Source organism: Geodermatophilus sp. SYSU D00779 (assembly GCF_054050595.1).
In genome coordinates, this window is record NZ_JBJGZQ010000032.1 from 16,936 (window position 1) to 43,018 (window position 26,083).

The following is a 26,083-nucleotide window of genomic DNA, read 5'->3' on the forward strand; positions in this document are numbered from 1 at the left end:
GACCGTCATGACCGGGGACGACCTCCTCGCCGCGCGGTTCGAGGAGCACCGCGACCGGCTGACCGCCGTGGCCGCCCGCCTGCTGGGCTCGCGCGCGGAGGCCGAGGACGCCGTCCAGGAGGCCTGGCTGCGGGTCAGCCGAGCGGGCACCGACGGGGTGGACGACCTCCGCGCCTGGCTGACGACCGTCGTGGCCCGGGTGGCGCTCAACCAGCTGCGCGCCCGGACCCATCGGCGTGAGGACCCCATCGACGACGCGCCGCCGGCCCGCCTGCACGCCGTCGCCGACCCCGCCGAGGAGGCGGTGCTCGCCGACTCCGTCGGGCTGGCGCTGCTCGTCGTCCTCGACCGGCTCACGCCCGACGAGCGGCTGGCCTTCGTGCTGCACGACCTGTTCGACGTGCCCTTCGACGAGATCGCGCCGATCGTCGACCGCTCCCCCGCCGCCGCCCGGCAGCTGGCCAGCCGGGCCCGGCGGCGCGTGCGCGGGGCCGAGCTGCCCGACGCCGCCGAGCGGCGCCGGGAGGTGGTCGCGGCCTTCCTCGACGCGTCCCGCAACGGCGAGTTCTCCGCGCTGCTCGAGCTCCTGCACCCCGAGGCGGTGCTGCGGTCCGACGCCGTGGCCACCCGGATGGGCAGCGCGGCCGAGGTGCGCGGGGCGACGGCGGTGGCCCGGTTCCTCTCCGGCCGGGCGCGGGCCGCGCGGCTGGTGCTCGTCGACGGCGTCCCGGGTGCGGTGTGGTCGCACAGGGGGACGCCGCAGGTGGTCCTCGCCTTCACCGTCGAGGACGGCGTGGTGACCGCGATCGACCTGCTCGCCGCCCCGGAGACCCTGGAGGGGCTGGACCTGCAGCCCCTCGGGCAGCGGCAGCCCTGACCTGTCCCTCCCCCGCCACCCACCGGTCCGGAGCGCCACGGGCCACCGGACCGACCAGGGCCTTCCACGGGTGCGACGGATCGCCGGGCAGCGGGACCTCCGACGCACGCGAGCGACCCGTCAGGAAGGACGACGACCATGACCGCGACGATCGAGCCACCCGTCGACACTCCGCCGGACGCCCGGACCGCCGCCGTCCGCCCCTTCCGGGTGGACGTGCCGCAGGCGGACCTGGACGACCTCCGCCGGCGCCTCGCGGCGACGCGATGGCCCGACCAGGAGACCGTGCCCGACCGGTCCCAGGGGGCGAAGCTGGCCGACCTGCAGGGGCTCGTCGAGTACTGGCGCACGGAGTACGACTGGCGCAGAGGTGAGGCGCAGCTGAACGCCCGGCCGCAGTTCACGACGACCGTCGACGGGGTCGACGTGCACTTCTTCCACGTCCGCTCCCCCCACGAGGACGCGCTCCCGCTGGTCATCTCCCACGGGTGGCCGGGCTCGGTCTTCGAGCAGATCAAGGTCATCGGTCCGCTCACCGACCCCACGGCGTACGGCGGTCGGGCGGAGGACGCCTTCGACGTCGTCATCCCCTCCCTGCCGGGCTACGGCTTCTCGTCGCGACCGACCGAGACCGGGTGGGACGTGGAACGCATCGGGCGCGCGTGGGACGTGCTGGTGAAGCGGCTGGGCTACGACCGCTACGTCTCGCAGGGCGGCGACTGGGGGGCGGGGGTGGTCGAGGCGATGGGACGCCAGGCACCCGAGGGACTCCTCGCCATCCACACGAACCTGCCGGCGGTGTTCCCACCCGACGCGGCGGCGGCGATCGCCAGCGGCGCGCCCGCCCCCGCCGGACTCTCCGAGGAGGAGCAGGCGGCCTTCGACGACGTGCGGAGGTTCCTCGCGACCGGGGGCTGGGGCTACTACCAGATGACGACCGCCCGACCGCAGGCGGTCGGCTACGGCCTGACGGACTCCCCCGCCGGGCTCGCCGGCTGGATGCTGGTGCACGGCGGGTTCGGGAAGTGGGAGTACGGCAGGGACCCCCGGCAGACCCCGACCGTGGACGAGGTGCTGGACAACTTCTCGCTGCACTGGCTGACCAACACCGTGGCCTCCGGGGCGAGGCTGTACTGGGAGAACCGTGCGCAGAGCCTGATCAGCGCGGCCGGGCAGCGGACCGACACGATCACGATCCCGGTGGCCATCACGGTGTGCCCGGACGACGACCCCTTCCGCGCCCCCGAGACGTGGGCCCGGCGCGCCTTCCCCACGCTGGTCTACTTCCACGAGGCCGAGCGCGGCGGCCACTTCCCGGCCTGGGAGGAGCCGCAGGTCTTCGCCGAGGAGATGCGCGCCGCGTTCCGGTCCCTGCGCTGATCCGGACGGGGGACGGTGGCACGCCCGTCCACCGTCCCCGGGTCCGCGTGGGGAGGACCGCAGCACCGCCCGGCCACCCGGCGCGGATGCACCCCGCCGATCACGGATGGGACGACCAGGCAGGCAGCCAGGCCGGACCAGGGACTTCCACGGGCGCGAGGCGGCGACGAGGTCGTCACGCTTGGCGGCCTCGTCGACACAGGAGGTGCACGTGGCCACCACAACCGGGAGGTCTGCAGCCGCCGCAGCGGTCCGCCCGTTCCGGATCGAGATACCCGAGAGCGCGCTGGTCGAGCTGCGCCGCCGCATCGCCGCGACGCGCTGGCCCAGCCGAGAGCTGGTCGATGACCGGTCGCAGGGCGTGCAGCTGGCGACGATGCAGGAGCTCTGCCGCTACTGGGCGAACGACTACGACATGCGCCGGATCGAGGCGCGGTTGAACGCGCTGCCGCAGTTCACGACGGAGATCGACGGGGTGGACATCCACGTCGTCCACGTCCGGTCGCCGCACCCGGACGCACTCCCGTTGGTCATGACGCACGGCTGGCCCGGCTCGGTCATCGAGCTGCTCGACTCCGTCGGCCCGCTCACCGACCCGACCGCGTACGGCGGCCGCGCCGAGGACGCCTTCGACCTGGTCCTGCCGTCCCTGCCCGGCTACGGCTTCTCCGGCGAGCCGCGGGAGATCGGGTGGGACGTCGCCCACGTCGGGCGCGCCTGGGCCGAGCTGATGCGCCGCCTCGGCCATCCCCGCTACGTCGCCCAGGGCGGTGACGTGGGCGCCGGCGTCACCGACGCGATGGGCCGCCAGGCACCCGAGGGCCTGCTCGGCATCCACCTCAACCTGCTCGTGACGGCGCTGGCCGGTCCCCAGCCGACGGACACCGAGCAGGAACGGGCGGCGGCCGACGCGGTCGGGACGTTCCGGACCAGCGGCTTCGCCTACTTCCTCGAGCAGGCCACCCGGCCGCAGACGATCGGCTACGCCCTGCTCGACTCACCCGCCGCCCTGGCCGCCTGGATGCTCGACCACGACACCGACGCCTACTACAAGATCTCCAGCGCCTTCGTCGACGGGCAGCCCACCGGCAACCTCACCCGCGACCACGTCCTGGACAACATCACGCTGTACTGGCTGACCGGCACCGGCGCCTCGGCGGCCCGGTCGTACTGGGACAGCTACGGACCCGACGCTCCCGCGGCCGCCGCCGCGGCCAGCCAGGCTCCTCCGGAGGTGTCGGTCCCGACCGGCTTCACCACGTTCCCCGGCGAGATCTGGCGGGCCCCGCGCAGCTGGGTCGAGAAGGCGTATCCCAACCTCACCTACTTCAACGAGGTCGACCGGGGCGGCCACTTCGCCGCCTGGGAGGAGCCCGAGCTGTTCGCGACCGAGGTCCAGGCCGCGTTCCGCCCCCTGCGCGGACCCCAGGTCCCTGGACCCCGCCGCTGATCACGGGCCCGGCGGCTCCTGGGACACCGGCGCCGTCCCCGGAGCCGCTCGAGCAGCCGTTCCGTCGCCTCCGGGGCGCGTCCGGGTGCACGCCGGCCGGTGGCTGCCCGCCTCCGCCCGGTACCCGGGCGATCCCCCGCCGCCGCGTGCCGATCGGGCCGGACGCGGACCCGGACGGCCGCTGCTCCGCGGAGCTGTCCGCGGCGCGGCCGACCACCGCGGCCGTCGAAGTCAAATGACGCATGTGTGTCCGGATCGCCTCCCCTAGCGTGGTGGCGCCGGGGAGGTCCCGCCCGGCTCCTCAACCGGCCGGTCATCTCCCCCCTGGCTCCCGATGAGGAGGCGTGATGGCTGTCCGATCGTGCGGGGTCCGACGGGGGACCGCCCCTCCGTCACCCCCTGCTGAGCTCCACGGGTCACCGGCCGGCGCGCACCGGTCCACGGATCGTCACCTCTGGCACCCCTCCCCTGTCTGGTGACCGACGTCCGGCATCGGACCGAGAAGGCCGTGCCGTGGGCGGCCCTGCAGGTGGTGGAGCAGGGACCGTCGTGCGCGCCCTCCGACGACCTCTGGCGGTGTGACCCATGTCCGGTACCAGATCGTGGCCAGGCCTGCTCGGGCGTCGGGTGGAGTGCGAGACGTTGAGCACCCTGGTGGCGGCGGCGAAGGCGGGCCGCAGCCAGGTCCTGGTGCTGCGAGGCGAGGCGGGGATCGGGAAGACCGCGTTGCTCGACGTCGTCCTCGAACGCGCAGCGGGGTGCCGGGTGGCCCGAGCGGCCGGGGTCGAGTCGGAGATGGAACTCGCGTTCGCCGGCCTGCACCAGTTGTGCAGCCCCCATCTGGACCGGCTGGCGAAGCTGCCCGACCCGCAGCAGGAATCGCTCGGCACGGCCTTCGGACTGCGGCCGGGCAGCACGCCCGACCGCTTCCTCGTGGGCCTGGCGGTGCTCGCCCTCCTGTCCGAGGTGGCCGAGGAGCGACCGCTGGTCTGCGTCGTGGACGACGCCCAGTGGCTGGACCAGGCGTCCGCGCAGGCACTGGAGTTCGTCGCGCGTCGGCTCGTGCACGAACGCGTGGCGATGGTGTTCGCGGTGCGCACGTCCGACCAGGAGCCCCGGCTCAGCGGGCTCCCCGAGCTCGCGGTGCGGGGCCTGGGCGCCGGAGACGCGGCAGCGCTCCTGGAGTCCTCGGTGACCGGCGCGCTCGATCCCCGGGTACGTGACCGCATCCTGGCCGAGAGCCACGGCAACCCGCTCGCCCTCCTCGAGCTACCGCGCGGGCTCTCCGCGGCCGATCTCTCCTTCGGGGGCGAGACCGGCCGCAGCGCGACACCCCTCGTCCAGCGGCTGGAGCAGGGGTTCCTCCGGCAGGCGGCGCCTCTCCCGCCCCAGTCCCTCCGGCTGCTGCTCACCGCGGCCGCCGAACCGGTCGGTGACGTCCGGCTGCTGTGGCGCGCCGCCGAGCGACTCGGCATCGGGTCCGCCGCAATGGCTGCGGCCGAGGCCGCGGGCCTGATCGAGCTGCGCGAGCAGGTCCGGTTCCGGCACCCGCTGGTGCGCTCGGCGGTCTACCGCTCGGCCACACCGGCGCAGCGGCGGGAGGTCCACCGAGCGCTCGCGGACGTCACCGACCCGGAGGTGGACCCCGACCGTCGGGCATGGCACCGCTCCCGGGCCGCGGTGGGCCCGGACGAGGACATCGCCGCAGAACTCGAGCGTTCCGCCGGACGCGCCTTCGCGCACGGCGGACTGGCGGCGGCGGCCGCGTTCCTCGAACGGGCCGCGACGCTGACGCCCGACCCGGCTCGGCGGGCAGGGCGCTCCCTCGACGCCGCTGCGGCCAAGGTGCACGCCGGGGAACTCGACGACGCCTCGGCCCTCCTGGCAACGGCGGACGGAGGACCCCTCGGGGATGCCGGGCGGGCACGGATCGACCTGCTCCGGGCGGAGATCTCCTTCGCCGCGAACCGCGGCAACGAGTCGTTGCCGCTGCTGCTGCCCGCAGCCCGCCGGCTGGAACCGCTCGACGCGCGGCTCTCCCGGGACACCTACCTGGACGCCCTCTCCGCTGCGGTGTTCGCCGGACGGCTGGCCACGGGGCCGGGCGCGCGACAGGTCGCCGAGGCCGTGCGGGAGTCCCCGACGCCGGACCCTCCGCGCAAGGGGGACGCGCTCCTCGCCGGGCTCGCGGTGCTGTTCACCGACGGTTACGCGTCCGCGGCGCCGCTCCTGCACCAGGCGGTGCGGGCGTTCGTCACGGAGGAGTTGACGCTGGACGAGGCGCTGCGCTCCGCCTGGCTCGCGGCGGCCACGGCTGCGTCCCTGTGGGACGACGGCAGCTGGGACGTCCTCACCCGTCGGCACCTGGACGTCGCCCGTGAGTCGGGCGCCCTCAGCGCGCTCCCCCTGGCCCTCCACACCCGTGCCGTCGTGCACCTCTTCACCGGCGACCTGGCCACCGCGTCGTCCCTGGTGGAGGAGGCCCGGTCCGTCACCGAGGTGACGAGCAGCAGTCTCGTGCCCTACGGGGAGGTCGGCCTGCGGGCCGTACGAGGGGACGCCGACCTGGCCGAGCCGCTGATCCAGCGCTGCCTGGAGGACGTCACCGCCCGTGGCGAGGGGGCCGGCGCCACCTTGGTGCAGTGGGCCCGGGCCGTGCTGTGCAACGGCCTCGGCCGCTACGGGGACGCCCTGCGTGCGGCTCGGGAGGCGGCCGCGTGCCCACTCGAACTCGGGCCACCCAGGTGGGCGCTCGCCGAACTCGTCGAGGCGGCCGTGCGCACCGGGGACACCGGGGCGGCGGCGGCTGCCCTGGAGGAGCTGTCGACGATGACACGGGCCAGCGGCACGGAGTGGGCCCTCGGGATCGAGGCGTGCCGGCGCGCCCTGCTGAGCGAGGGGCACACCGCCGAGGGGCTCCACCTGGAGGCCGTCGACCGACTCGGCCGCACCACCGTCCGCACCGAGCTCGCTCGAGCTCATCTGCTCTACGGCGAGTGGCTGCGGCGGGAGGGGCGCCGCGTCGACGCCCGCGCCCAGTTGCGGACCGCCCACGAGGCGTTCGCCGCGATGGGCGTCGACGCCTTCGCCGAGCGCGCGCGCCACGAGCTGCTCGCCACCGGCGAGACGGTGCGCAGGCGCACGGCGGAGGTGACCGGAGAGCTCACCGCCCAGGAGGCCCACATCGCCGAGCTGGCCACCCGGGGGCTCACCAACCGCGAGATCGGCGCCGAGTTGTACCTGAGCCCCCGGACGGTCGAGTGGCACCTCCGCAAGGTCTTCTCCAAGCTGGGGGTCGGCACGCGCCGCGAGCTGCGGCGGTCCCTGCCGGACCGCGCCGCCACCGCGATCTAGCCACGACACCCAGCCGGCTGTGCGGTGCGTGTCCCGGCGAGACGCCGCACCGCAGCCACCACCGCGGGGGGACGTCGGCTCACGCGCCGACCGACGACTCCGGTTCGCGAGGATCGAACCGCTCGACCCACGGGGCGCGCCAGGCCGGCGGCTCCCAGAGGCTACCGAAGTGGATCCGCTCCCGGACGACCTCGCCGTCGCGGAACTCCACGATCCCGACCGCCGTCACCGGCCGGTCGTCGTGGCGGATCGTGCACTCGTCCACCCACAGGTCGTGGCAGCCGGTGGTCCGGTGGAGCTCGAAGCGCTGGCGGTTCGGGTAGGCCCGGCCGCTGTCCGCGTGCCCACCCGGTGGTCCCTCACGTCGTCAGGGGTGTACGGGCGCGTCTGTCCCACCCGTGGCAGGGCGACCAGTCGCCGGCGGCCCAGGCCTCACGGAGCCGCGGCGCACCCAGGTCCCAGTCCGGGCGGATCTCGGCCGTGGCCGCGCGCAGGTCGTGCCAGAGGTCCTGGACCGACGGCCGGCCCCAGAACCAGTAGCCGTTGTAGACCGTGTGGACCACCAGGCCCGGCTTGAGCACGAGCGTGTGCGGGATCATCGGGTCGTTCTCGGGGTCGGTGTACTCCTGGATGTCGAGGTCCCGTTGGACGAGCCGTGCGCAGTCGGAGAGGAACGTCCACCGGGCGCCGACGGACGCGCGGAACCCCCGCAGCGTGGAGTGGTCGTCGGTCGTGATCGTGACGATCTGGGTGTGGGCCACCGCGATCTTCGACTGGAACGCCGCCAGCTCGAGGTGCTGCTGGTGTTCCTCCGGGCAGTGGTGGCCGCGCGCCAGGGTGAGGACCATCGGGTCCCTGCCCTGGAGCTCGCTGAGCGTGCGGACGGTCCCGGTGTGGTCGGGGAGCGCGTAGTCGGGGAAGACGCCGCCGGGGACGATGTCGGATCGCATGGCGTTCCCGCCTCTCATCGGCCGTCGGCAACGGCGACCGCGGACGCCTTCGCCGGCCGACCCTCCGGGCCCACTGTGGCGCACCGAGCCGCCCCTCACCCCAGGGAGATCCCCTGGTCCCTCCCTGGTCGACCGCATGCCCTGCGCCCCGAGCGCCGGGCCGAGGACCAGGCGGCAGACCAGGGGGTCTCCCTGGGGCGACCACGGCGCCGGCCGCGCCAGGCTGGCCGGGCCGGCACCCGCCGGGTGCCGGCTCCCCCGACCGGGAACGCCCCCGCCGCCGACGCGGGAGCCGGCTCCCGTCCCAGCACTGACGCCTCCCCACCCATCACCAGGAGAGGGACGGCTGACGAGGACCACCGATGGACGTCGCGAGGTTGACCGAGCTGCTGCGGGAGGCCGAGGAGCACCACGGCCGGTACGAGCCGACCGCGCCGCCGCACCACTGGTCGGACTGGTACGCCGCCTACGTCATCGCGCGCGAGCAGGGCCGGACCGAGGACCAGGCCGTCGCCGACGCCACCCGGCACACGGAGTCGGCCCTGCGGTGACCACCGACCACGACGTCATCGTCCTCGGCGGCGGCGCGCCCGGGGAGCACTGCGCCGGAGCCCTCGCCGACGGCGGGCTGCGCGTCGCGCTGGTGGAACGCGACCTGGTCGGTGGTGAGTGCTCGTACTGGGCCTGCATCCCGTCCAAGACGCTCCTCCGTCCGGGCGAGGCGGTGCACGGCGCGCGCGAGGCGGCGGCCACCGCACGGGTCGACGTCCAGGCTGCGCTCGCCTGGCGGGACGCCATGGTCTCGGGCTGGTCCGATGCCGGCCAGGAACGCTGGCTGTCCGACAAGGGGATCCGGTTGCTGCGCGGCACGGGCCGGCTCGCCGGGCCGGGGGCGGTCGAGGTCGACGGCGTCCGGCACACGGCCGGGCACGTCGTCGTCGCGACCGGCTCGGACCCCGTCATCCCGGCGATCCCGGGGCTCCGGGAGATCGAGGGCCTCTGGACCAACCGGGAGGCGACCGGCATGGCGACCGTCCCGCGCCGGATGCTCGTCCTCCGTGGCGGCCCGGTGGGCGTGGAGATGGCCCAGGCCGTCCGCCGCCTGGGTGGGGGCGCGGTGGTCGTGGAGATGAGGGACCACCTGCTCCCCGCGAGCCCGCGCCGCTGGGGACCGCACTCGGCGAGGCGCTGCGTCGCGACGGCATCGAGCTGGAGCTCGGCCGCACCACCCGGAGCGTGCGACGCGACGGTGCCGACGTCGTCCTCCACCTGGACGACGGCCGCGAGCTGCGCGGCGACCGCCTGCTCGTCGCGACCGGCCGCAGGCCCCGGGTCGGGGGGCTCGGCCTGGAGACGGTCGGGGTGCAGGCGGATGCCCGTGGCATCTGGGTGGACGGCCACCTGCGCGCCGGCGACGGGCTGTGGGCGATCGGCGACGTCACCGGCACCTGGCCCCTGACCCACGTCGGGAAATACCAGGGCAGGATCGTCGCCGCCAACATCCTGGGCCGACCGCGCGAGGCGCACTACGAGGCCGTCCCCCGGGTCGAGTACACCGATCCGCAGGCTGCCGCCGTCGGCGCCACCGAGGCACCGTTCAGCGCGACGGCCCCGCTGTCGGGCGTCGCCAGGACGGCGACCTACACCCGCGCGTACGCCGAGAGCAACGGTTCCCTGACCCTGCTCAGCGACGGCCGGGGACTGACCGGCGCCTACGCGCTGGGTCCCGAGGCGGGCGAGTGGCTCCAGCAGGCCACGGTGGCGATCCGCGGCAGGGTGCCGCTGGAGGTCCTGGCCGACACCATCCAGCCGTTCCCGACTTCTCCGAGGTCTACCTCTCCGCGCTGCAGTCGCTGCTCGGCGCGGTCGCGGCGGACCGGCCTCTGGAGGTGGCGTCGTCCTGACCGACACGTCCGGGACCGTGCCGGACCCGCCACGCCGTCCGCGGGAACCACGGCCCGCCCGGGCGGTTCCACCCGGAGGACCCGGGTGTCCGGCTGCCCGGGCCGGCCCCGGAGGGTCGGAGCTCCCAGTCGCACGCCGTGTCCAGCCACCCGGACGGCAACGGCTGGGGGCTCCAGCAGACCACGAGCCGGTTGCCGAGACCCTGACGTCCGGGGGCACCGACCGGGTCCGGCCGGGGTCGACGGGGACGTCGACCGGAGGGGGACACGGCAGGGACCAGGGACGGACCCAGGGACTTCGACGGGCGCGTGGCGCCCGGGGCACCACCAGGCTCCCTACCGTTCCCGGACAACGGAGGCCGCACATGTCCGTCACAGCCGAGAAGCCGGCGGGCGCCACGGCGATCCGCCCCTTCCACGTGGACATCCCCGAGGAGGCGCTCACCGACCTGCGACGACGCATCGCCGCGACGCAGTGGCCCGAGCGCGAGACCGTCCCGGACCAGTCGCAGGGCGTGCCGCTCGCCGTGATGCAGGAGCTGGCCCGCCACTGGGCCACCGACTACGACTGGCGCGCCTGCGAGGCGAGGCTCAACGCCCTGCCGCAGTTCACCACCGAGATCGACGGCCTGGAGATCCACTTCATCCACGTCAGGTCCGAGCACGAGGACGCCCTGCCGATCGTCGTCAACCACGGGTGGCCCGGCTCGGTGATCGAGCAGCTCAAGATCATCGATCGGCTCACCGACCCGACCGCGCACGGCGGCAGCGCGGCGGACGCCTTCCACGTGGTGGTCCCGTCGATGCCCGGCTACGGGTTCTCGGGCAAGCCGACGAGCACCGGCTGGGGCCCCGAGCGCATGGCCCGGGCCTGGGCGGAACTCATGCAGCGCCTCGGCTACACCCGCTACGTCGCCCAGGGCGGCGACTGGGGCGCCTTCGTCGTCGACCAGATGGGCCTGCAGGCGCCCGAGGGGCTGCTCGCCGTCCACACCAACATGCCGGCCACCGTGCCCGCCGACGTCAACGCCGCCGCGCTGGCGGGCCAGCCGCCGCCCGCCGGTCTCTCCGCCGAGGAGCAGCGCGCCTACGAGCAGCTGATCCGGACGTTCGGGCAGGTGGAGTACGCCCGGTACATGGCCGCGCGCCCGCAGACCCTGTACGGCATCGCCGACTCCCCCGTCGGCCTCGCCGCCTGGCTGCTCGACCACAACGACGCCGACGGCCAGCCGGCCGCGGCGGTCGTCGCGGCCCTGGACCGGCACGCCGGCACGGCCGGTGAGCTGACGCGGGACGAGGTGCTCGACAACATCACGCTCTACTGGCTGACGAACACCGGGGTCTCCGCGTCCCGCCTCTACTGGGAGTACCGGGGCGGCTTCTTCGACGCCAAGGGCGTCAGGATCCCCGTGGCGGTGACCGTCTTCCCGGGTGAGCAGTACGAGGCTCCGCGCAGCTGGACCGAGCGGGCCTACCCCAACCTGATCCACTACAGCCGGGTCGACCGGGGCGGCCACTTCGCCGCCTGGGAGCAGCCGCAGCTGTTCGCCGAGGAACTGCGCGCCGCGTTCCGGTCCGTCCGCTGAGCGATCGTCCCGGCGGGGTGCACACCTCGCCGGGCCCCGCGACCGAGGAGCTCGACCCCGGGCCACCGGGGCGGCCGGGCGGGCGTCGCGTCGCCCACCGCAGCCCGCGCCCACCGCAGGAGGAACGCCGGCCATGGCATCCCACGACGACCTGATCGACGTCGCCCGACGTCTCCGGCAACGGTTCCGCCACGACGCCGTCCGGGCTGAGGACCGCGGGCCGGCCGGCGGCACGGACGCCCTCTGGCCGGCCGAGGACGAGTTCTCCCTGGCGGGGGCTACGGATTGGCTCAACTCCCCGCCGCTCAGCGGTGCGGACCTGCGCGGTCGGGTGGTGCTGGTCGACTTCCGGACCTACACGTGCATCAACTGGCTGCGGTCGCTGCCCCACGTCCGCGCCTGGGAGGAGGCCTACCGCGACTCCGGGCTGGTCGTGGTGGGCGTGCACTCACCGGAGTTCTCCTTCGAGCACGACGTCGACAACGTCCGCCGCGCCATGCGGGACCGCTCCATCGGCCACCCCGTCGCGATCGACAACCACTTCGCGGTCTGGCGTTCCTTCCACAACCAGTTCTGGCCGGCCCGGTACCTGGTCGACGCCGGCGGACGCCTCCGCCACCACAGCTTCGGCGAGGGCGGCTACGAGCAGGACGAGCGGGTCCTCCGGCAGCTCCTGGGCGAAGCCGGTGCCGGCGACCTCGGGCCGGCGCCGGCGCCGGTCGACGCCCGCGGCATCGAGGTCCCCGCCGACTGGGACACGCTCCGCTCCGCGGAGACCTACCTCGGCTACGACCGCACCTCCGGGTTCGCCTCCTCCCCCGGCGTCGTGCCGGACCGGTCGCACGCCTACACCGCGGCGGAGCGGCTGGGGCTCGGGCACTGGTCCCTCGCGGGCAGCTGGACGGTCGGTGCCGAGTCGTCGTCCTCGCAGGAGCCCGGTGGACGCCTCACGTGCCGCTTCCACGCCCGGGACCTCCACCTGGTCGTGGCGCCGCCGGCCGGGGCGCAGGTGCGCTTCCGCGTCCAGCTCGACGGCCGGGACCCGGGTTCCGACCACGGCACCGACGTCGACGACACCGGTCGCGGCACGGTCACCGAACCGCGCCTGTACCAGCTCCTCCGTCGACGTGGCCCGGTCACGAGCGGGACCTTCGAGGTCGAGTTCCTCGACCCCGGCGTCGCGGTCCACGCCCTCACCTTCGGCTAGGCGGGCCGAGCGGCGGACCGGCACGGCTCACCCGCCGCCGGTGACGAGGCCGGCCATGACCTCCCGCAGTCGCAGCAACGTCTGCCGGGTGGCCGTCACCAGCGACCCCCCGCCCGCTGCCCGCCAGGACCGGAGTGCGACACGGAGCACCAGGATGCCGACACCGGCCTCCAGCAGGGCCGTCGAGTCGGGCGTCGCCAGGCCGCGCGACCTCGCCAGACCCGCCGCCAGCGCACCTTCCATGTCGCGTTGGACCGTCAGCGTCCGCTGCATGAGCCGGGGGTGTCCCAGCACGATCTGGTCCCGCAGCGCGAGGACGTCCTGCTGCGACTCGAGGAAGGCCGCGAACTCGCCGAGGACGACCGGCAGGCGCTCCGCGTCCGCGACCTGCGCGCCGGCATCGAGCGCCCTGCCGAGCGCCGCGGTGAAGTCCGCCTGGTAGGCGAAGACGACCTCCTCCTTGGTCCCGAAGTGCCGGTAGAAGGTCGCGGGAGCCACCCCCGCCTCGGCGCAGACGTCCTCCACCGTGACGTGGTCGAACCCCCTCGCGCGGAAGAGCTCCAGCGCCGTCTGCTCGATCCGGGCACGCCGCTGCTCCCGGGAGCCGGCAGCCGATCTGCTCGGCGGCATGCCGCTCCCTCCTGTCCCGCAGTGGGGCCGATCCGGACGAGCGACGAGTCTGTCACCCCGCCGGACCGAGCCGTCACCGACGTGCGCGTTCTCCCCTGAGCGGTCACCTGACCGATGCGCCACGGCCCGGCCGTCGGACACGGTCCACCGTTGCGGTCGCCTCGGCCGTGCCCACCGGGAGGAGCCCGATGTCCACACCTGCCGACACTCCGAGCGACGGCGCCTTCCCGGAGGGGTTCGACGAGCTGAGACTGTCGCGCGTCTCCGTCGGGGAGGTCTCGCTGCGGGTCCGCGACGGCGGCTCGGGACCTCCGCTGCTCCTCCTCCACGGCTATCCCGAGACGCACCTGGCCTGGGGTCTGGTGGCCGGCGAGCTCGCCCGGACCTCCACGGTCGTCGCGCCCGACCTGCGCGGGTACGGGGACAGCTCCAAGCCGGCCGCGGTGCCCGGTCACGAGAGCTACGGAAAGCGGGCCATGGCGGAGGACTGCATCGCGCTGATGCGTGGACTCGGCTTCGACGCCTTCGGCGTCGTCGGCCACGACCGGGGCGGGCGGGTCGCCTACCGGATGGCCCTGGACCACCCCGAGGTGGTCCGCCGACTCACGGTGCTGGACGTCATCCCGACCGGCGAGGTCTGGGCCCGGGCCGACGCCCGCTTCGCGCTCGGCTACTGGCACTGGGCCTTCCTGGCCCAGCCCTCGCCGATCCCCGAGCGGCTCATCGGACAGGATCCCGACTTCCCCTTTTCGACGCCGAGTTCGGTGGCGCCATCCGCCGGTTCCCCCCGGTGGCGGTGGCCGACTACGCCCGCTGCGCCAGGGACCCGGCGACCGTCGAGGCCATGTGCGAGGACTACCGGGCCGGGGCCACCTGCGACCGCCGGGAGGACGACGAGGACCGCGCCGCGGGGCGACGGATCACCTGCCCCGCGCAGGTGCTCTGGGCGGGCAGGGGTGCGCTCGAGGCCTGGTACGACACCCTCGCGATCTGGCGGGAATGGGCCGACGACGTCACCGGCGGGGCGATCGACTGCGGGCACTTCATGGTCGAGGAGAGTCCGCACGAGACGCTGTCCGCGATCCGGGGGTTCCACGCCGGCCACCGGAGCCCGGCCGGGTCCGCCTGACCCGGTGGCCGCATCGGGTCACCTGACCGATGCGGCCGCCCGGACGCCGGGGCAGCGTCCCTGCCTGCGGCACGCCGTCCCCGACGTCCGGGCACGGCGGGTGCCACCTCAGCCGCCGACCAGTTCCGGAGGGGATCACCATGACCGAGGCCACCACGAACGGCGCACGGCCGACCGTCGCACTCGTCCACGGGGCCTTCGCCGACAGCGCGGGCTGGAACGACGTCGTCGCCCGGCTCCTCGCCGACGGGGTGGGAGTGCGGGCCGTCTCCAACCCGCTGCGCGGCATCGCCCACGACGCCGCCTACGTGGCCAGCGCCCTCTCGCAGATCGACGGACCGGTGCTCGCCGTCGGTCACTCCTACGGCGGTGCGGTCATCACCAACGCCGCGCTGCGGGCGGGCAACGTCGTCGGACTGGTCTACGTCGCCGGCTTCGCCCCCGACGAGGGGGAGACCCTGCAGGACGTCGAGGCCGACTCCAGGGACAGCGTGCTGCTCACGGCCCTGCTCCAGTGGAGCTACCCGACGGCGGACGGCGGGACGGAGACCGAGTTCGCGATCGACCCGGACCGGTTCCACGACGCCTTCGCCGCGGACGTGCCGGAGGAGCAGTCCCGCGTCATGGCGGCCAGCCAGCGACCCGTCTCCACCCTGGCCTTCGGTGAGCCGACCACGGCGCCGGCGTGGAAGGACCTGCCGTCCTGGGCCGTCGTCCCCACCGGCGACAGGGCGGTCGGCAGCGACGTCCTGCGGACCATGGCGGCACGAGCCGGCGCCACGGTGACCGAGGCGGAGGGCTCCCACGTGATCATGGTCTCCCGGCCGGAGGTCGTCACCGAGGTCGTCCGGCAGGCGCTCCGGGCCGTCTCGGCGTAGCGGTCGCCGGCCGCTCGGGCCGTCCGGACCGCGTCCCGGTCCGACGGCCCGACCGCGCCCGGCTCAACCGGACGCGCCCTCCGCGGGGGTCATCCGCAGCAGCCTGACCCCGGTCATCTCCAGTCGCAGGCCCGCCGCGTCGGAGGCGCAGCGGAGCACGACCTGCATGCAGCCCGGGCACCGGACGACCAGCGCCGGCGCGTCGGCGTAGACCAGGTGCTCGCCCAGGGGCGCCGGGCGTCCGCAGTGCGCGCAGGTCGAGACGGCCGTCGTCGGGTCCACCGCGAAGACCTCACGCAGGACACCGCCCGCCGCGTTGCCGTCCAGCCGCCGATCACCCGTCTCCGGGACACCGGTCACGGGACACACCTCCGATCCGCTCCGGCCTGCTCGTCATCGATCCGTCCAGCCGGGGGACCAGTCGTCGTCGGCCTCGGGGACGACGTGCACCGCCCCCTCCTCGGCGGAGGCCGCCCCCGAGTCGATGCCCACGTCGAGGGCGTACAGCTCCGGTTCGACGTCCCCCCAGCGCTCGACGGTCTCCACCAGCCGCCCCGCGCGGCGGCCGCCGACCTCGTCGTCGATGAGCTCCCCGTCGGTGTCGGAGGTGTCGCCCAGTCCGTCCCCCTCGGCCTGCTGCTGCTCCGGGACCTCACGGGCGAGTCGACCCGCCAGGCTCTCGCCGGCCAGCTCCTCGCGCTCGGTGGTCCCCCAGTCCGTGACCGCCCACGGGCGTTCGGCCGGGGACCAGCCGGTGTCGAGCACGTCGGTGACGCCGCCGAGGTCCTCGAGGGTGTCCTGCGGCTCCAGGACGTCGGAGTCCTCCTCGGGATCGGTCCCGTCGGTGCCGAAGACGAACGGGTCCACCGCACACCTCCTCGGGCCGGAGCAGGGACGTCTTCCCGACGAACGCGTCGCCCGGGTCCTCTCGGCGCCCGTGGCCTGCCGGGCGAGGCGACCGTGGCACCACCGACCACACCGGTGCATCGGTCATCCGACTGGAGGTCGCCGCCCCCCGGGCCCGAGGGCCCTGGTGGCCCGCCCAGGAGTGAGAGACGCTCTCACCGACACGCGGACGACCGAACCAGCGACCCCCACGACCGAGGGCTCGCACCCCGGCACCGCCGGGTGCGCGCGGGAGGGGACTCCGTTGCCAGAAGCGCTCGCCTCCGTCCGCACCGCCGACGCGGGCCTGGTCGGCCGGTCGGCCGAGTCGTCGGAGCTCGCCTCCTTCCTCGACCGGGCGCTGAGCACCGGCGCCGTCCTCCTGGTGACCGGCGAACCCGGCGTCGGCAAGACCCTGCTGCTGGAGACCGCCGCGCGGGACGCGGCGGCGTCCGGTGCCACCGTCGTCCACGCTGCCGGCGTCGAGTTCGAGGCCGAGGTGGGCTTCGCGGGCCTCAACCAGCTCCTGCTGCCCCTGCTCGACGACCTGGAGACGCTCCCCGAGCCACACCGGGAGGCACTGGTCGTGGCCCTCGGGCTGGGTGCCGGACCGCCACCCCACCGGCTGCTCGTCTCGGCCGCCGTCCTGGGTCTGCTCACGCGGGCGGCGGAGTCCCGCCCGGTGCTGGTCGTCGTCGACGACGTGCCGTGGGTGGACCGACCGAGCGAGCGGGTCCTCGGCTTCGTCGCCCGCCGGCTGGACCGCAGCCGGATCGGGCTGCTCGCCGCGGCGCGGACCGGGAGCGACTGCGTCCTCCTCCAGGCGGGTCTGCCCCAGCTCGAGGTGCCCCCGCTGGGCGAGGAGGCCGCCACGGAACTGCTGAGGACCCGCTTCCCCGTGCTGGACGCGCAGATCCGCCGGCGCGTCCTCGAGACGTCCCAGGGCAACCCGCTCGCCCTGCTGGAGCTCCCCGCGGTCATGACCGAGGCCCAGCGCACCGGGTCCGACCCCCTCCCGTCGGCGCTACCGCTGAGCAGCCACCTGCAGCGGGTCTTCGCCCAGCAGCTCGCCGCCCTCCCCGAGCGGACCCGGGAACTGCTGCTGCTCGCCGCCCTCGAGGGGACGGGAGACCTCCGGACCCTGCGTGCGGCGGCAGCCACCGACGGGTGGCTCGACGACCTGGCCCCGGCCGAGCGAGCACGGCTGCTGCGCATCGACCTCGCCGCGGGACGCGTGACCCTGCGGCACCCGCTCATCGGGTCGGCGGCGGTCCAGCTGTCGACGAGCGGTGAGCTGCGACGGGCGCACGGCGCCCTGGCCCACGTCCTGGTCGACCGACCGGAGGAGTGCGCCTGGCACCTCGCCGAGGCCGTCGTGGGCGCCGACGCCCGCGCCGCCGACCTCCTCGAGACCGCGGCGCACCGCGCACGGCACAAGGGCGACGCGGTGCACGCGGTCAACGCCCTCCTCCGGGCCGCAGACCTCACCCCGAACGGTCCGGACCGAGCCCGCCGGCTGGCGGCCGCCGCGTACGTGGGCGCCGACACGACAGGGGACCTGCGCAACGTGCCCCAGCTGCTGTCCGCGGCCCGCACGGCCGATCCCCGGACGGCGGGGTCCCTCGAGGTCGCGGTGGCCGCCGCGCACCACCTGCTCAACGGGGAGGGTGACGTCGAGACGGCCCACCGCATGCTCGTGCGGGCCGTCGAGTACGCGCTCGACCACGGATCCGACGCGGCCACGGTCGAGGACGCACTGCACAGCCTCATGCTGGTGTGCCACTTCGGCGGCCGGGACGAGCTCTGGCGCCCCTTCGAGTGGGCGCTCGAGGCCCTGGGACCGGACGTCCCGCCCGTGCTGTCGGTGTCGCGCACGGTGTTCGCCGACCCCGTCCGCGCGGCGCCGGCTGCGCTCGAGCGGCTCGACGAGCTGGTCGTCTCCGCGCACACCGGCGTCGATCCCACCCACGTGGTCCGCGTGGGCATGGCCGCCCTGTACGCAGATCGCCTCTCCGGCTGCCGGCAGGCGCTCCGGAGGGTGGTCAGGGACGGGAGGCAGGGCGGTGCGGCCGCCTCGGCCGTCAACGCCCTGATGCTGCTGTGCCACGACGCCTTCGACGGAGGTCGCTGGCAGGAGGCCGGTCGCACGGCCGAGGAAGGCCGAGCGTGGGGTGGGGAACTGGGCTACCGGCTCATCACCCTGTCCGGCGTCTACTGCTCGGCCCTCCTGGCGGCCGCGCGAGGGGACGACGGGACGGCAGGGGCCCTGGCCGACGAGCTCGTCGCGTGGTCGGCGCCGAGAGCGGTCCGCCTGCTCGAGGACTTCGCCCACCGCGTCCGCGGGCTGGCCGCGCTGGGACGCGGGAACTTCGAGGACGCCTACCGGGAGCTGAGCGCCGTCAGCCAGCCCGGTGGCTTCGCCCCCTACGCCCCGGTCGGCCTCACCGTCGCCATGGACCTGGTGGAGGCGGCGGTGCGCACGGGCCGCCGTCCCGAGGCCGCGGCGCACGTGGCGGCCATGGAGCGGGCTCCGGTCTTCACCGGCCGGCCGAGGCTCGCTCTCGTGAAGGCGGGCTCGGCAGCTCTCGTGGCACCGGGTGAGGAGGCGTCCCGGCGTTTCGAGGAGGCGTTGGCCGTCCCCGGGGCCGAGCAGTACCCCTTCGACCGCGCGCGGGTCCGGCTCGCCTACGGCGAGCACCTGCGCCGCAGCCGCGCGACGAACGCCTCCCGCGTGCAGCTCGCGGCGGCGCTGGAGACGTTCCGGCAGCTCGGGGCGCGACCGTGGGCGACGCGGGCGTCCAACGAGGTCCGGGCGACCGGGCTGACCCACCGCGGCACGGCCGGTGACCGGGGCGCCGGCGCGCTGACCGCCCAGGAGCACCAGATCGCCATGCTGGCCGCCTCGGGTCTGTCCAACAAGCAGATCGGCAGCCGGCTGTACCTCTCGCCCCGGACGGTCGGTGCCCACCTCTACCGGGTCTTCCCGAAGCTGGGCATCACCTCCCGGGCCGCCCTGCGGGACGCCCTGAGCGGCACCGCACGCGAGGCGGCCTCTGAGGCCGCAGCCGTGGTCCTTTGACTGATGCCCCGGTCCGCCGTGGCGGGGAGAGTCGGCAGCGCTGGAGATGACGTCCGGGAGGAGCCGTCGTGTCACTGGTCTCTCGAGGGTTCGGACGCCGGGAGCAGCGCCGGGACGAGCGACTGCCCCCGGGCCAGTACGACGCCGGCGACCTCTTCCCCGTGCTGTCCGCCGGCCCGACGCCGCGGACGCCGCTGAGCGAGTGGGACCTGACGCTGCAGGGCGAGGTGGACGGCCTGCGGCGCTGGACCTGGGACGAGTTCCGGGAACTGCCGCGCGAGGCTGTCTCGGTCGACATCCACTGCGTCACCAAGTGGTCGAAGTTCGACACCCGCTGGGAGGGCGTCGCGGTCGACACGCTGCTGGCCGACGTCCGGACCGAGGCCGCGTACGCCCTCGCCTTCTGCGACGGCGGGTACACCACCAACCACCGACTGGACGACCTGACCGACGGCCGGGCGTGGGTGGTGGACACCTACGACGGGCAGCCGCTCGCACCCGAGCACGGGGGGCCGGTCCGGCTGCTGGTCCCCCACCTCTACTTCTGGAAGAGCGCCAAGTGGCTCCGCGGGTTCGCACTGACCCGGTTCGACGAGCCGGGGTTCTGGGAGACGTTCGGCTACCACGATCGCGGGGACCCATGGCTCGAGCAGCGGTACAGCGGCGACTGACCTGGCTGCGCGCCACGGTCCTCGAGAACCGCCCCGAGACCGCCCGCGTCCACCGGCTCCTCTTCGACGTCCCCGCCTGGCCGGGCCACCTGCCCGGCCAGCACGTCGACCTGCGGCTGACCGCCGAGGACGGCTACACGGCCCAGCGCAGCTACTCGGTGGCCTCCGCGCCCGAGGACCCCCGGCTGCACCTGCTGGTCGAGCGGTTCGAGGGTGGTGAGGTGTCGCCGTACCTCACCGACGAACTGCGCTCCGGTGACGTGCTGGAGCTGCGCGGCCCCATCGGCGGGTACTTCGTCTGGTCCTCCGCCGTGGACCGGGACGGGGGGCAGGCCGAGGGCCGCCGCCCCGTGCAGCTCGTCGCGGGTGGCGCCGGCGTCGCTCCGTTCCTCGCCATGCTGGACCACCACCGGCGCACGGGCGGGTCCACGCCGGTGCGGCTGCTGTACTCGGCACGCACGGCCGACGACGTCCTCGTCCCCGACGTCCTGGGCCCCCGGACGACGATCACGCTGACCCGGGAGGCGCCGTCGGACTGGAGGGGTCTGACCGGCCGGATCGACCGCCGCATGCTCGAGGCGCAGACCTTCGCGCCCACCACCCGGCCGCGGGTCTTCGTGTGCGGCCCCACGTCCTTCGTCGAGAGCACCGCCACGACGCTCGTCGACCTCGGTCACGACCCGTCGTGGATCAGGCTCGAGCGCTTCGGCGGGTCCAGCGATCCGTCGTAGCCGTCGCGTCGACCGCAGTCCCGACCCGGTCCCGCGAGTGACGAGGGACGGCGACGGGTCGCGCGCGGAGTTGGGAACGCCGGCGGCGCGGGTACCCCCGTCCCGTTCCGGCCCGCTGGACCGGAGCAGGGGCCGACGAGCCTCGGCCCCTGACCACGCTCCGATCGGGGAGGGATCCCTGTGACCCAGCAGCTGACCACCGTGACCCTGGACGACGCCCGCCGCATCGTCGCGGCCGGCGAGGCGCGCGCCGCGGAGATCGGGCAGCCGATGAACATCGCCGTCGTCGATGCGGGGGGCGACCTCGTCCTGCACGTCCGGATGGACGGCGCCTGGCGCGGCAGCGTGGACATCGCCATCAACAAGGCCTTCACCGCCCGCGCGTTCGACATCGCCACCGCCGAGCTGGCCGAGCTGGCCAAGCCGGGCGGGCCGTTCTACGGCATCCAGGCGTCCAACAACGGCAAGGTGATGGTCTTCGCCGGCGGCGCCCCGGTGCGCGCCGACGGCGTGATCGTGGGCGCGGTCGGGGTGAGCGGTGGCACCGGTGAGCAGGACACCGCGGTGTGCGAGGCGGCCACCGCCGGCTTCTGACGTCCGGCTCCTACGTCGGCAGCCCGCTGGCCCGGCGCAGCGCGGCCAGCCCGTCGGGCGTCCCGGGCCAGTGCCGGTCGAGCGCGGCCGCCCCGGCGTGGCGGACCACCGAGCGCAGCATGAGGGCGACCACGATCGCGTCGTCCGCGTGGCCGAGCACCGGCACGAAGTCGGGCACCAGGTCGAACGGCAGCGCCAGGTAGCCCAGCAACAGCCACAGCCGTACCCGGACGCCGCGCGGCAGCGCGCCGTCGCCGGCCAGCCGGTGCACGAGCCTGAGCACGTCGGGCAGCAGCCGCAGCAGCTCCCGCAGTCGCAGGTCGTCCGGGCGGGTCGCCCACAGCACGGCCATCAGGACCAGCCAGCACAGCAGCAGGCCACCCAGCACCCCGACCAGCGTCCACGCCCAGTCCGGCATCCCCCCCACCACCCCCTCGTCCCGTCCACCGGCGGGGACGGTGGCTCCTCAAGGGTCCCGCTGGCCCCCGTGCAGGGTCCCGCCGCGAGCTCGCGAGTGGTGGGGGGCAAGGGGGTCCTCCCTCAGTCGAGTTCGACCGGGACCCCACCGAACGCGACGAGGCTGACCACCCAGTACACGGCGTAGAGCGCCAGCAGGGTGCCGCCGTGCCACCGCGTCAGCCGGCCGGTGGAGAGCAGGTACGCAGCCAGGGCGGTGAGGGCGACGAGCGCGGGCAGGTGCCAGGTGAACACGTCCGAGCCGACGACGATGCCGCCGGCCAGGAGGGTGATGCCCAGCTTGCCGGTGACGGAGAAGACGACGCTGCCGATGACGTTGCCGACCCCGATCTCCGGCACGCCCCTGCGGAAGGGCTCCACCGTCAGGAAGACGTCCTCCATGGTGAGCACGGCGGTGACGATCGTGGCGCCGAACACCGTGCCCTCGAGCCCGTAGGTCTCCAGGATCCCCTCGGTGCCGGTGCTCACGGTCGCCGCGCCGACGACGAGGCCGGCGAGCGCGACCACCGCCAGTCCGAGGTGGGTCCAGCCGGAGAGGTCGCGCTCCTCGGTGGGAGGCGCCTCCTCGACGACCTGCTGCGCCCGTTCGGCGCCGGCCCGTGCTGCCGCCCGGACCGGCGGGTCCTCCTGCGCGTCCGACACCGCCCCGCGCCGGGACCCTGGGTCGTCCCCGTCCCCGTCCTCGGCGACGGCGGCCTCGTACACCTCGACGTCGCGGAAGACCGCGACGCTCCTGCGGACCTCCCGGGCGGCGACGTAGACCACGAACAGGACGAACAGCCCGAGGAGCAGCAGCCCGTCGGTCACCGTGAGCGGCCCGGTGAGCGTGAACGCCACCATCACGAGCGGTGCGGCGGCGAACACGACGAGGTAGTCGCGCGGGATGTCGACCCGGCTCGGCCGGAGGACAGCGGCCACCGCGAGGACGACCCCGGTGAACGACAGCGCCGTCCCGAACACGACGCCGAGCGCGACACCGCTGAGGTCCTCGAGGTTCAGCCCGACGCCGAGCGCGATGTCGTCGAACTCCACGCCGGTGAAGACGACGGCGAGCAGGAACAGCGGGACCCGCAGGCCGCTCGCCGCCCCGACGAGGTGGGTGATGAGCTTCTCCGCGCTGACCACCAGCAGCGTCGCGCCGGAGATGAAGACGAACACCGAGGTCATGTCCGGGGGCCCTCCTCGCGACCAGCCGTGGGTGGGGGGTGTCGGCGGGCGGTCACCGGCTGCGACCGGCTGCGGGGTACCGCCGCGGGGTCAGCACCGCCTCACCGGAGCGCGCTCCCCCGTCGGCGGCGGCCACCGCCTCGGCCACGAGCCCGTGGTCGGGCGAGAGGTGGCAGACCGGGTCGGTGCGGGCGGCGTCGCCGGTGAGCTGGAAGGCCTGGCAGCGGCAGCCGCCGAAGTCCACCTCGCGGCGGTCGCAGCTGCGGCAGGGCTCGGGCATCCAGTCGGTCCCGCGGAAGCGCTGGAAGAGCGGGGACCGCTCCCAGATCCACGCCAGGGAGTGCTCCCGGACGCTGGCCCGGGGCAGGGGCAGGGTGTGCGCGGTGGGGCACGGCAGGACGCCACCGTCGGGCACCACGGTGAGCTGGCGCCGGCCCCAGCCGCCCATGCAGGGTTTGGGGTACCGGCTGAAGTAGTCGGGCAGGACGTAGACGACCTCCATCCGCCCCTGCAGACGCGCGTGCGCGGCCCGCACCACCTCCTGGGCGCGCTCCAGCTGGGCCCGGCTCGGCAGCAGCCCGCCGCGGTTGTGCAGGGCCCAGCCGTAGTACTGCGTGTGGGCCAGCTCGATCCGGTCGGCCTCCAGCTGCTCGGCCAGGTCGAGGATGCCGGCGAGCCGGTCGACGTTGTGCCGGTGCAGGACGACGTTGAGCGTGAGGGGCCAGCCCAGCTGCTTGACCAGCCGGGCCGCCGCGAGCTTGTGCTCGAACGACCTCACCCCGGCGATGCGGTCGGACAGGGCCGCCTCGTCGGCCTGGAGGCTGATCTGCACGTGGTCCAGGCCCGCGGCCAGCAGCTCCTCGGCGCGGTGGGGCGTCAGCCCGAGCCCGCTGGTGATCAGGTTGGTGTACAGGCCCAGCTCGCCGGCGCACTGCACGATCTCGGCGACGTCGCGGCGCAGCAGCGGCTCACCGCCGGAGAGGTGCAGCTGCAGCACGCCCAGCTCCCTGGCCTCGGTCAACACCCGTCGCCACTCCGCCGTGGTCAGCTCGTCGGCGTAGGCAGCGAGGTCGAGCGGGTTGGAGCAGTAGGAGCAGTGCAGCGGGCAGCGGTAGGTGAGCTCGGCCAGCAGCCCGAACGGCCGCTCCACGGCGCTAGGCACGGCGGGCCTGTCCACGGCCGGTCTCCGCGTCCCCGATCTCGAGGCACCGCCGGGCGGCGAGGCGGTCGAGGAACACGCGGACCTCGTCGTCGTCCACGGAGGCGTACCGCCCGCGCAGCTCGGCCACGATCTCGGTCACCGTGCGCTGCCCGTCGCACAGCTCCAGGACGGCCGCGCCCGTGCGGTTCAGGACGGTGACCGCCTCCGGCGTCAGCAGCACGTGCCGTCCGCGGGCCGGGTCGAACCCCATCCGGACGTGGCGGGCCAGCCGGGGGCGGTCGGCACCGTCAGCGGTCTGCACAGGCGCGGTCGATCGCATCGAGCATGCTCCAGAGGACGTCGCACTTGAAGGACAGGGCCGCCAGGGCGGCCGCCTGCTGCTCCGGCGTCCGGCAGTGCTCCGTCACCACCTCCAGGGCGTGCGCGGAGTCGCGGGGCGCCTGCGTCAGCCGGGCGCGGAAGTAGGTGAGTCCCTGCGGGTCGATCCAGGTGTAGTGGCGCTCGAAGGCGGCCAGGCGCTCGGCCATCAGGTCCGGCGCGAACAGCTCGGTCAGCGAGGAGGCCACCGCCTCCACCCACGGCCGGGTGCGGGCGAAGGTGACGTAGGCGTCGACGGCAAACCGCACGCCCGGGACGACGTGCCGCTGGTCCTCCAGCTCGCGCCTGGTCAGCCCGACCGCCTCGCCGAGGCGCAGCCACGCCTCGATGCCGCCTTCACCGTCGACGGTGCCGTCGTGGTCGACGATGCGCCGCAGCCAGCGGCGGCGGACCTCGCGGTCCGGGCAGTTGGCGATGATCGCGGCGTCCTTGCGGGGGATGGCGGCCTGGTAGCAGAAGCGGTTGGCCACCCAGCAGCGGATCTGCTCGGCGTCCAGCTCCCCGGCGTTCATCCTGCGGTGGAAGGGGTGCTGGTCGTGGTAGCGCCGCGAGTGCTCGCGCAGCGCGGCCACGAACTCGTCGGTCGCCGTGCCGGTCGTGTCGATCAGCGTCATGAGGGGCCTCACACCTCCAGGTCCAGCCCGTCCACGGCGACCTCCAGGCCGTGCTCCTCGACCGCGCGCCGCTCGGGCGAGTCCTCGAGGAGGATCGGGTTGGTGTTGTTGACGTGGACGTAGATGCGGCGCTCGACGGGCAGCGGGGCGAGCTGCTCGAGGCTGCCCCCGGGGCCGCTGATCGGCAGGTGCCCCATCTCGCGGGCCGTCCGGCCGCCCCGCCCGAGCCGGATGAGCTCGTCGTCGGACCAGCAGGTGCCGTCGACGAGCAGGCAGGCACAGTCCTCCAGCTGGGCACACACCTCCGGGGTCAGCTCCTGCAGCACCGGCAGGTGGACCAGCGCCCGGCCGCTGCGCTCGTCGGTGAGGCGGTAGCCGACGACCCGCCCCTCCCGGGTGCCGGAGCCGAAGCGCGCGCGCTTGGTCGTGGGGACGTCGAAGGCCCGGTACGACAGCCCGTCGGCCAGCGGCACGTCCGCGCCCGGCACGACCGGCCGCCACTCGACCGGGCAGTAGGCCTCGAGCGTCCGCAGCAGCGCCGTCCCGTCGTACAGCGTGTCGCGGGTCGCCTCGGTGGCGTGCACGACGAGGCCACCCCCCTCGCGGAGCAGCAGCAGCCCCAACGTGTGGTCCAGCTCCGCGTCCGTGAGCAGCACGGCCTGCAGCGGCACCTCCCCGGCCTCGCCGGGGTGCAGGTCGGTGCAGGACTCGAGCTGGGCACGGACGTCGGGTGAGGCGTTGAGCAGGGACCACCGCCGGCGGTCCGCGCTCACCGCGACCGACGACTGGGTGCGCGGGCGGGCCGGCCGCGACCCCTCGCGCACCGCTCGGCACGGGGGGCAGGCGCAGTTCCACTGCGGGAACCCGCCGCCCGCCGCCGAACCCAGCACCCGCACCCACATGTCGACCGGTGGTCCTCCCAGCAGTGCGGGGACGGAGAGGCGCCGGACCGCACCGCCCGACGCCTCTCCGCCCGTGTC

At 74.7% G+C, this 26,083-nt stretch carries 24 protein-coding genes and 2 pseudogenes; 15 read left to right on the forward strand and 11 right to left on the reverse strand.

Annotation, left to right across the window (positions count from 1 at the left end; genetic code table 11):
- Nucleotides 1-7 precede the first annotated feature (7 nt).
- The 4 genes from ACI79G_RS21355 (at nucleotide 8) to ACI79G_RS21370 (ending at nucleotide 7,061) form a co-directional block, all read left to right on the forward strand.
- The gene (locus tag ACI79G_RS21355; RefSeq protein ID WP_456883058.1) at nucleotides 8-877 is read left to right on the forward strand and encodes a sigma-70 family RNA polymerase sigma factor; all 870 of its coding nucleotides are present in this window, start codon (nucleotides 8-10) and stop codon (nucleotides 875-877) included.
- Nucleotides 878-1,015: 138 nt separating this feature from the next.
- Nucleotides 1,016-2,257 carry an epoxide hydrolase family protein gene (locus ACI79G_RS21360; RefSeq protein ID WP_456883059.1) on the forward strand — a complete coding sequence of 414 codons (1,242 nt, stop codon included), beginning with the start codon at nucleotides 1,016-1,018 and terminating at the stop codon, nucleotides 2,255-2,257.
- Nucleotides 2,258-2,468: 211 nt separating this feature from the next.
- Nucleotides 2,469-3,707, forward strand: a complete 1,239-nt coding sequence (locus ACI79G_RS21365; protein ID WP_456883060.1) for an epoxide hydrolase family protein — start codon at nucleotides 2,469-2,471, stop codon at nucleotides 3,705-3,707.
- A gap of 585 nt (nucleotides 3,708-4,292) precedes the next feature.
- Complete coding sequence (locus ACI79G_RS21370; RefSeq protein WP_456883061.1) at nucleotides 4,293-7,061, forward strand: AAA family ATPase; 2,769 nt, start codon at nucleotides 4,293-4,295, stop codon at nucleotides 7,059-7,061.
- A gap of 79 nt (nucleotides 7,062-7,140) precedes the next feature.
- Here ACI79G_RS21370 and ACI79G_RS21375 read toward each other — a convergent pair whose 3' ends face one another.
- The gene (locus ACI79G_RS21375) at nucleotides 7,141-7,326 is read right to left on the reverse strand and encodes a hypothetical protein (protein WP_456883062.1); all 186 of its coding nucleotides are present in this window, start codon (nucleotides 7,324-7,326) and stop codon (nucleotides 7,141-7,143) included.
- Between the two features lie 94 nt (nucleotides 7,327-7,420).
- Nucleotides 7,421-8,011, reverse strand: a complete 591-nt coding sequence (locus ACI79G_RS21380) for a peroxiredoxin family protein (protein WP_456883063.1) — start codon at nucleotides 8,009-8,011, stop codon at nucleotides 7,421-7,423.
- 362 nt (nucleotides 8,012-8,373) lie between these two features.
- Here ACI79G_RS21380 and ACI79G_RS21385 point away from each other — a divergent pair, with 362 nt between their 5' ends.
- The 4 genes and pseudogenes from ACI79G_RS21385 to ACI79G_RS21400 all read left to right on the forward strand — a co-directional run bounded on the left by ACI79G_RS21385 (nucleotide 8,374) and on the right by ACI79G_RS21400 (nucleotide 12,708).
- Nucleotides 8,374-8,562, forward strand: a complete 189-nt coding sequence (locus ACI79G_RS21385; protein ID WP_456883064.1) for a hypothetical protein — start codon at nucleotides 8,374-8,376, stop codon at nucleotides 8,560-8,562.
- A pseudogene (locus ACI79G_RS21390) lies at nucleotides 8,559-9,823 on the forward strand (dihydrolipoyl dehydrogenase family protein); the annotation flags it as partial. The gene ACI79G_RS21385 and the pseudogene ACI79G_RS21390, both read left to right, overlap by 4 nt.
- Before the next feature lie 457 nt (nucleotides 9,824-10,280).
- Nucleotides 10,281-11,501, forward strand: coding sequence for an epoxide hydrolase family protein (locus tag ACI79G_RS21395; protein WP_456883065.1), 1,221 nt, complete (start codon nucleotides 10,281-10,283; stop codon nucleotides 11,499-11,501).
- 133 nt (nucleotides 11,502-11,634) lie between these two features.
- The gene (locus ACI79G_RS21400) at nucleotides 11,635-12,708 is read left to right on the forward strand and encodes a thioredoxin (protein ID WP_456883066.1); all 1,074 of its coding nucleotides are present in this window, start codon (nucleotides 11,635-11,637) and stop codon (nucleotides 12,706-12,708) included.
- A 27-nt stretch (nucleotides 12,709-12,735) separates the two neighbouring features.
- Here the strand turns inward: ACI79G_RS21400 and ACI79G_RS21405 are convergent, their stop codons facing one another.
- On the reverse strand, nucleotides 12,736-13,338 hold the full coding sequence (locus ACI79G_RS21405; protein WP_456883067.1) for a TetR/AcrR family transcriptional regulator: 603 nt from the start codon (nucleotides 13,336-13,338) through the stop codon (nucleotides 12,736-12,738).
- Between the two features lie 188 nt (nucleotides 13,339-13,526).
- On the opposite strand from ACI79G_RS21405, the pseudogene ACI79G_RS21410 reads away from it, so the two are divergent.
- From ACI79G_RS21410 to ACI79G_RS21420, 3 genes and pseudogenes are all read left to right on the forward strand, one after another.
- Nucleotides 13,527-14,021 (forward strand): annotated as a pseudogene (locus tag ACI79G_RS21410) (alpha/beta fold hydrolase); the annotation flags it as partial.
- 107 nt (nucleotides 14,022-14,128) lie between these two features.
- Nucleotides 14,129-14,467 (forward strand): hypothetical protein, encoded by a 339-nt coding sequence (locus ACI79G_RS21415; protein ID WP_456883068.1) that lies wholly within the window; start codon nucleotides 14,129-14,131, stop codon nucleotides 14,465-14,467.
- Nucleotides 14,468-14,607: 140 nt separating this feature from the next.
- Nucleotides 14,608-15,345, forward strand: a complete 738-nt coding sequence (locus ACI79G_RS21420; protein ID WP_456883069.1) for an alpha/beta fold hydrolase — start codon at nucleotides 14,608-14,610, stop codon at nucleotides 15,343-15,345.
- A 63-nt stretch (nucleotides 15,346-15,408) separates the two neighbouring features.
- Here ACI79G_RS21420 and ACI79G_RS21425 read toward each other — a convergent pair whose 3' ends face one another.
- Complete coding sequence (locus tag ACI79G_RS21425) at nucleotides 15,409-15,705, reverse strand: DUF6510 family protein (protein WP_072913449.1); 297 nt, start codon at nucleotides 15,703-15,705, stop codon at nucleotides 15,409-15,411.
- Between the two features lie 33 nt (nucleotides 15,706-15,738).
- Nucleotides 15,739-16,212, reverse strand: a complete 474-nt coding sequence (locus tag ACI79G_RS21430) for a DUF5709 domain-containing protein (protein WP_456883070.1) — start codon at nucleotides 16,210-16,212, stop codon at nucleotides 15,739-15,741.
- Nucleotides 16,213-16,495: 283 nt separating this feature from the next.
- Between ACI79G_RS21430 and ACI79G_RS21435 the strand changes: the two genes are divergently transcribed.
- From ACI79G_RS21435 to ACI79G_RS21450, 4 genes are all read left to right on the forward strand, one after another.
- Nucleotides 16,496-19,309 carry an AAA family ATPase gene (locus ACI79G_RS21435; protein ID WP_456883071.1) on the forward strand — a complete coding sequence of 938 codons (2,814 nt, stop codon included), beginning with the start codon at nucleotides 16,496-16,498 and terminating at the stop codon, nucleotides 19,307-19,309.
- A 68-nt stretch (nucleotides 19,310-19,377) separates the two neighbouring features.
- The gene (locus ACI79G_RS21440) at nucleotides 19,378-19,980 is read left to right on the forward strand and encodes a molybdopterin-dependent oxidoreductase (RefSeq protein WP_456883072.1); all 603 of its coding nucleotides are present in this window, start codon (nucleotides 19,378-19,380) and stop codon (nucleotides 19,978-19,980) included.
- Nucleotides 19,950-20,711: an FAD-binding oxidoreductase gene (locus ACI79G_RS21445; RefSeq protein ID WP_456883073.1), complete on the forward strand. Its 762-nt coding sequence runs from the start codon at nucleotides 19,950-19,952 to the stop codon at nucleotides 20,709-20,711. The genes ACI79G_RS21440 and ACI79G_RS21445 overlap by 31 nt, the downstream gene beginning before the upstream one ends.
- A gap of 180 nt (nucleotides 20,712-20,891) precedes the next feature.
- On the forward strand, nucleotides 20,892-21,305 hold the full coding sequence (locus ACI79G_RS21450) for a GlcG/HbpS family heme-binding protein (protein WP_456883074.1): 414 nt from the start codon (nucleotides 20,892-20,894) through the stop codon (nucleotides 21,303-21,305).
- Nucleotides 21,306-21,315: 10 nt separating this feature from the next.
- Here the strand turns inward: ACI79G_RS21450 and ACI79G_RS21455 are convergent, their stop codons facing one another.
- The 6 genes from ACI79G_RS21455 to pqqB all read right to left on the reverse strand — a co-directional run bounded on the left by ACI79G_RS21455 (nucleotide 21,316) and on the right by pqqB (nucleotide 26,005).
- Nucleotides 21,316-21,723, reverse strand: a complete 408-nt coding sequence (locus ACI79G_RS21455) for a YkvA family protein (RefSeq protein WP_456883075.1) — start codon at nucleotides 21,721-21,723, stop codon at nucleotides 21,316-21,318.
- Nucleotides 21,724-21,845: 122 nt separating this feature from the next.
- A complete protein-coding gene (locus ACI79G_RS21460; RefSeq protein WP_456883076.1) occupies nucleotides 21,846-22,949 on the reverse strand; it encodes a sodium:calcium antiporter in 1,104 nt (367 codons plus the stop codon).
- 52 nt (nucleotides 22,950-23,001) lie between these two features.
- A complete protein-coding gene (gene pqqE / locus ACI79G_RS21465) occupies nucleotides 23,002-24,111 on the reverse strand; it encodes a pyrroloquinoline quinone biosynthesis protein PqqE (protein WP_456883077.1) in 1,110 nt (369 codons plus the stop codon).
- Nucleotides 24,104-24,412 carry a pyrroloquinoline quinone biosynthesis peptide chaperone PqqD gene (gene pqqD, locus ACI79G_RS21470; protein ID WP_456883078.1) on the reverse strand — a complete coding sequence of 103 codons (309 nt, stop codon included), beginning with the start codon at nucleotides 24,410-24,412 and terminating at the stop codon, nucleotides 24,104-24,106. The genes pqqE and pqqD overlap by 8 nt, the downstream gene beginning before the upstream one ends.
- On the reverse strand, nucleotides 24,399-25,103 hold the full coding sequence (gene pqqC / locus ACI79G_RS21475) for a pyrroloquinoline-quinone synthase PqqC (RefSeq protein WP_456883079.1): 705 nt from the start codon (nucleotides 25,101-25,103) through the stop codon (nucleotides 24,399-24,401). Before pqqC ends, pqqD begins: the two co-directional genes overlap by 14 nt.
- An 8-nt stretch (nucleotides 25,104-25,111) precedes the next feature.
- The gene (gene pqqB / locus ACI79G_RS21480; protein ID WP_456883080.1) at nucleotides 25,112-26,005 is read right to left on the reverse strand and encodes a pyrroloquinoline quinone biosynthesis protein PqqB; all 894 of its coding nucleotides are present in this window, start codon (nucleotides 26,003-26,005) and stop codon (nucleotides 25,112-25,114) included.
- Between the last annotated feature and the right edge of the window lie 78 nt (nucleotides 26,006-26,083).

What these genes read in the sequence shown, in the direction of transcription:
- ACI79G_RS21400 (WP_456883066.1), top strand. Translation starts at nt 11,635, where the DNA reads ATGGCATCCCACGACGACCTGATCGACGTCGCCCGACGTCTCCGGCAA.
- ACI79G_RS21360 (WP_456883059.1), top strand. Translation starts at nt 1,016, where the DNA reads ATGACCGCGACGATCGAGCCACCCGTCGACACTCCGCCGGACGCCCGG.
- ACI79G_RS21395 (WP_456883065.1), top strand. Translation starts at nt 10,281, where the DNA reads ATGTCCGTCACAGCCGAGAAGCCGGCGGGCGCCACGGCGATCCGCCCC.
- ACI79G_RS21385 (WP_456883064.1), top strand. Translation starts at nt 8,374, where the DNA reads ATGGACGTCGCGAGGTTGACCGAGCTGCTGCGGGAGGCCGAGGAGCAC.
- ACI79G_RS21355 (WP_456883058.1), top strand. Translation starts at nt 8, where the DNA reads ATGACCGGGGACGACCTCCTCGCCGCGCGGTTCGAGGAGCACCGCGAC.
- pqqC (WP_456883079.1), bottom strand. Translation starts at nt 25,103, where the DNA reads ATGACGCTGATCGACACGACCGGCACGGCGACCGACGAGTTCGTGGCC.
- ACI79G_RS21370 (WP_456883061.1), top strand. Translation starts at nt 4,293, where the DNA reads ATGTCCGGTACCAGATCGTGGCCAGGCCTGCTCGGGCGTCGGGTGGAG.
- ACI79G_RS21445 (WP_456883073.1), top strand. Translation starts at nt 19,950, where the DNA reads ATGGCTCGAGCAGCGGTACAGCGGCGACTGACCTGGCTGCGCGCCACG.
- ACI79G_RS21420 (WP_456883069.1), top strand. Translation starts at nt 14,608, where the DNA reads ATGACCGAGGCCACCACGAACGGCGCACGGCCGACCGTCGCACTCGTC.
- pqqB (WP_456883080.1), bottom strand. Translation starts at nt 26,005, where the DNA reads ATGTGGGTGCGGGTGCTGGGTTCGGCGGCGGGCGGCGGGTTCCCGCAG.
- ACI79G_RS21380 (WP_456883063.1), bottom strand. Translation starts at nt 8,011, where the DNA reads ATGCGATCCGACATCGTCCCCGGCGGCGTCTTCCCCGACTACGCGCTC.
- ACI79G_RS21455 (WP_456883075.1), bottom strand. Translation starts at nt 21,723, where the DNA reads ATGCCGGACTGGGCGTGGACGCTGGTCGGGGTGCTGGGTGGCCTGCTG.
- ACI79G_RS21460 (WP_456883076.1), bottom strand. Translation starts at nt 22,949, where the DNA reads ATGACCTCGGTGTTCGTCTTCATCTCCGGCGCGACGCTGCTGGTGGTC.
- ACI79G_RS21405 (WP_456883067.1), bottom strand. Translation starts at nt 13,338, where the DNA reads ATGCCGCCGAGCAGATCGGCTGCCGGCTCCCGGGAGCAGCGGCGTGCC.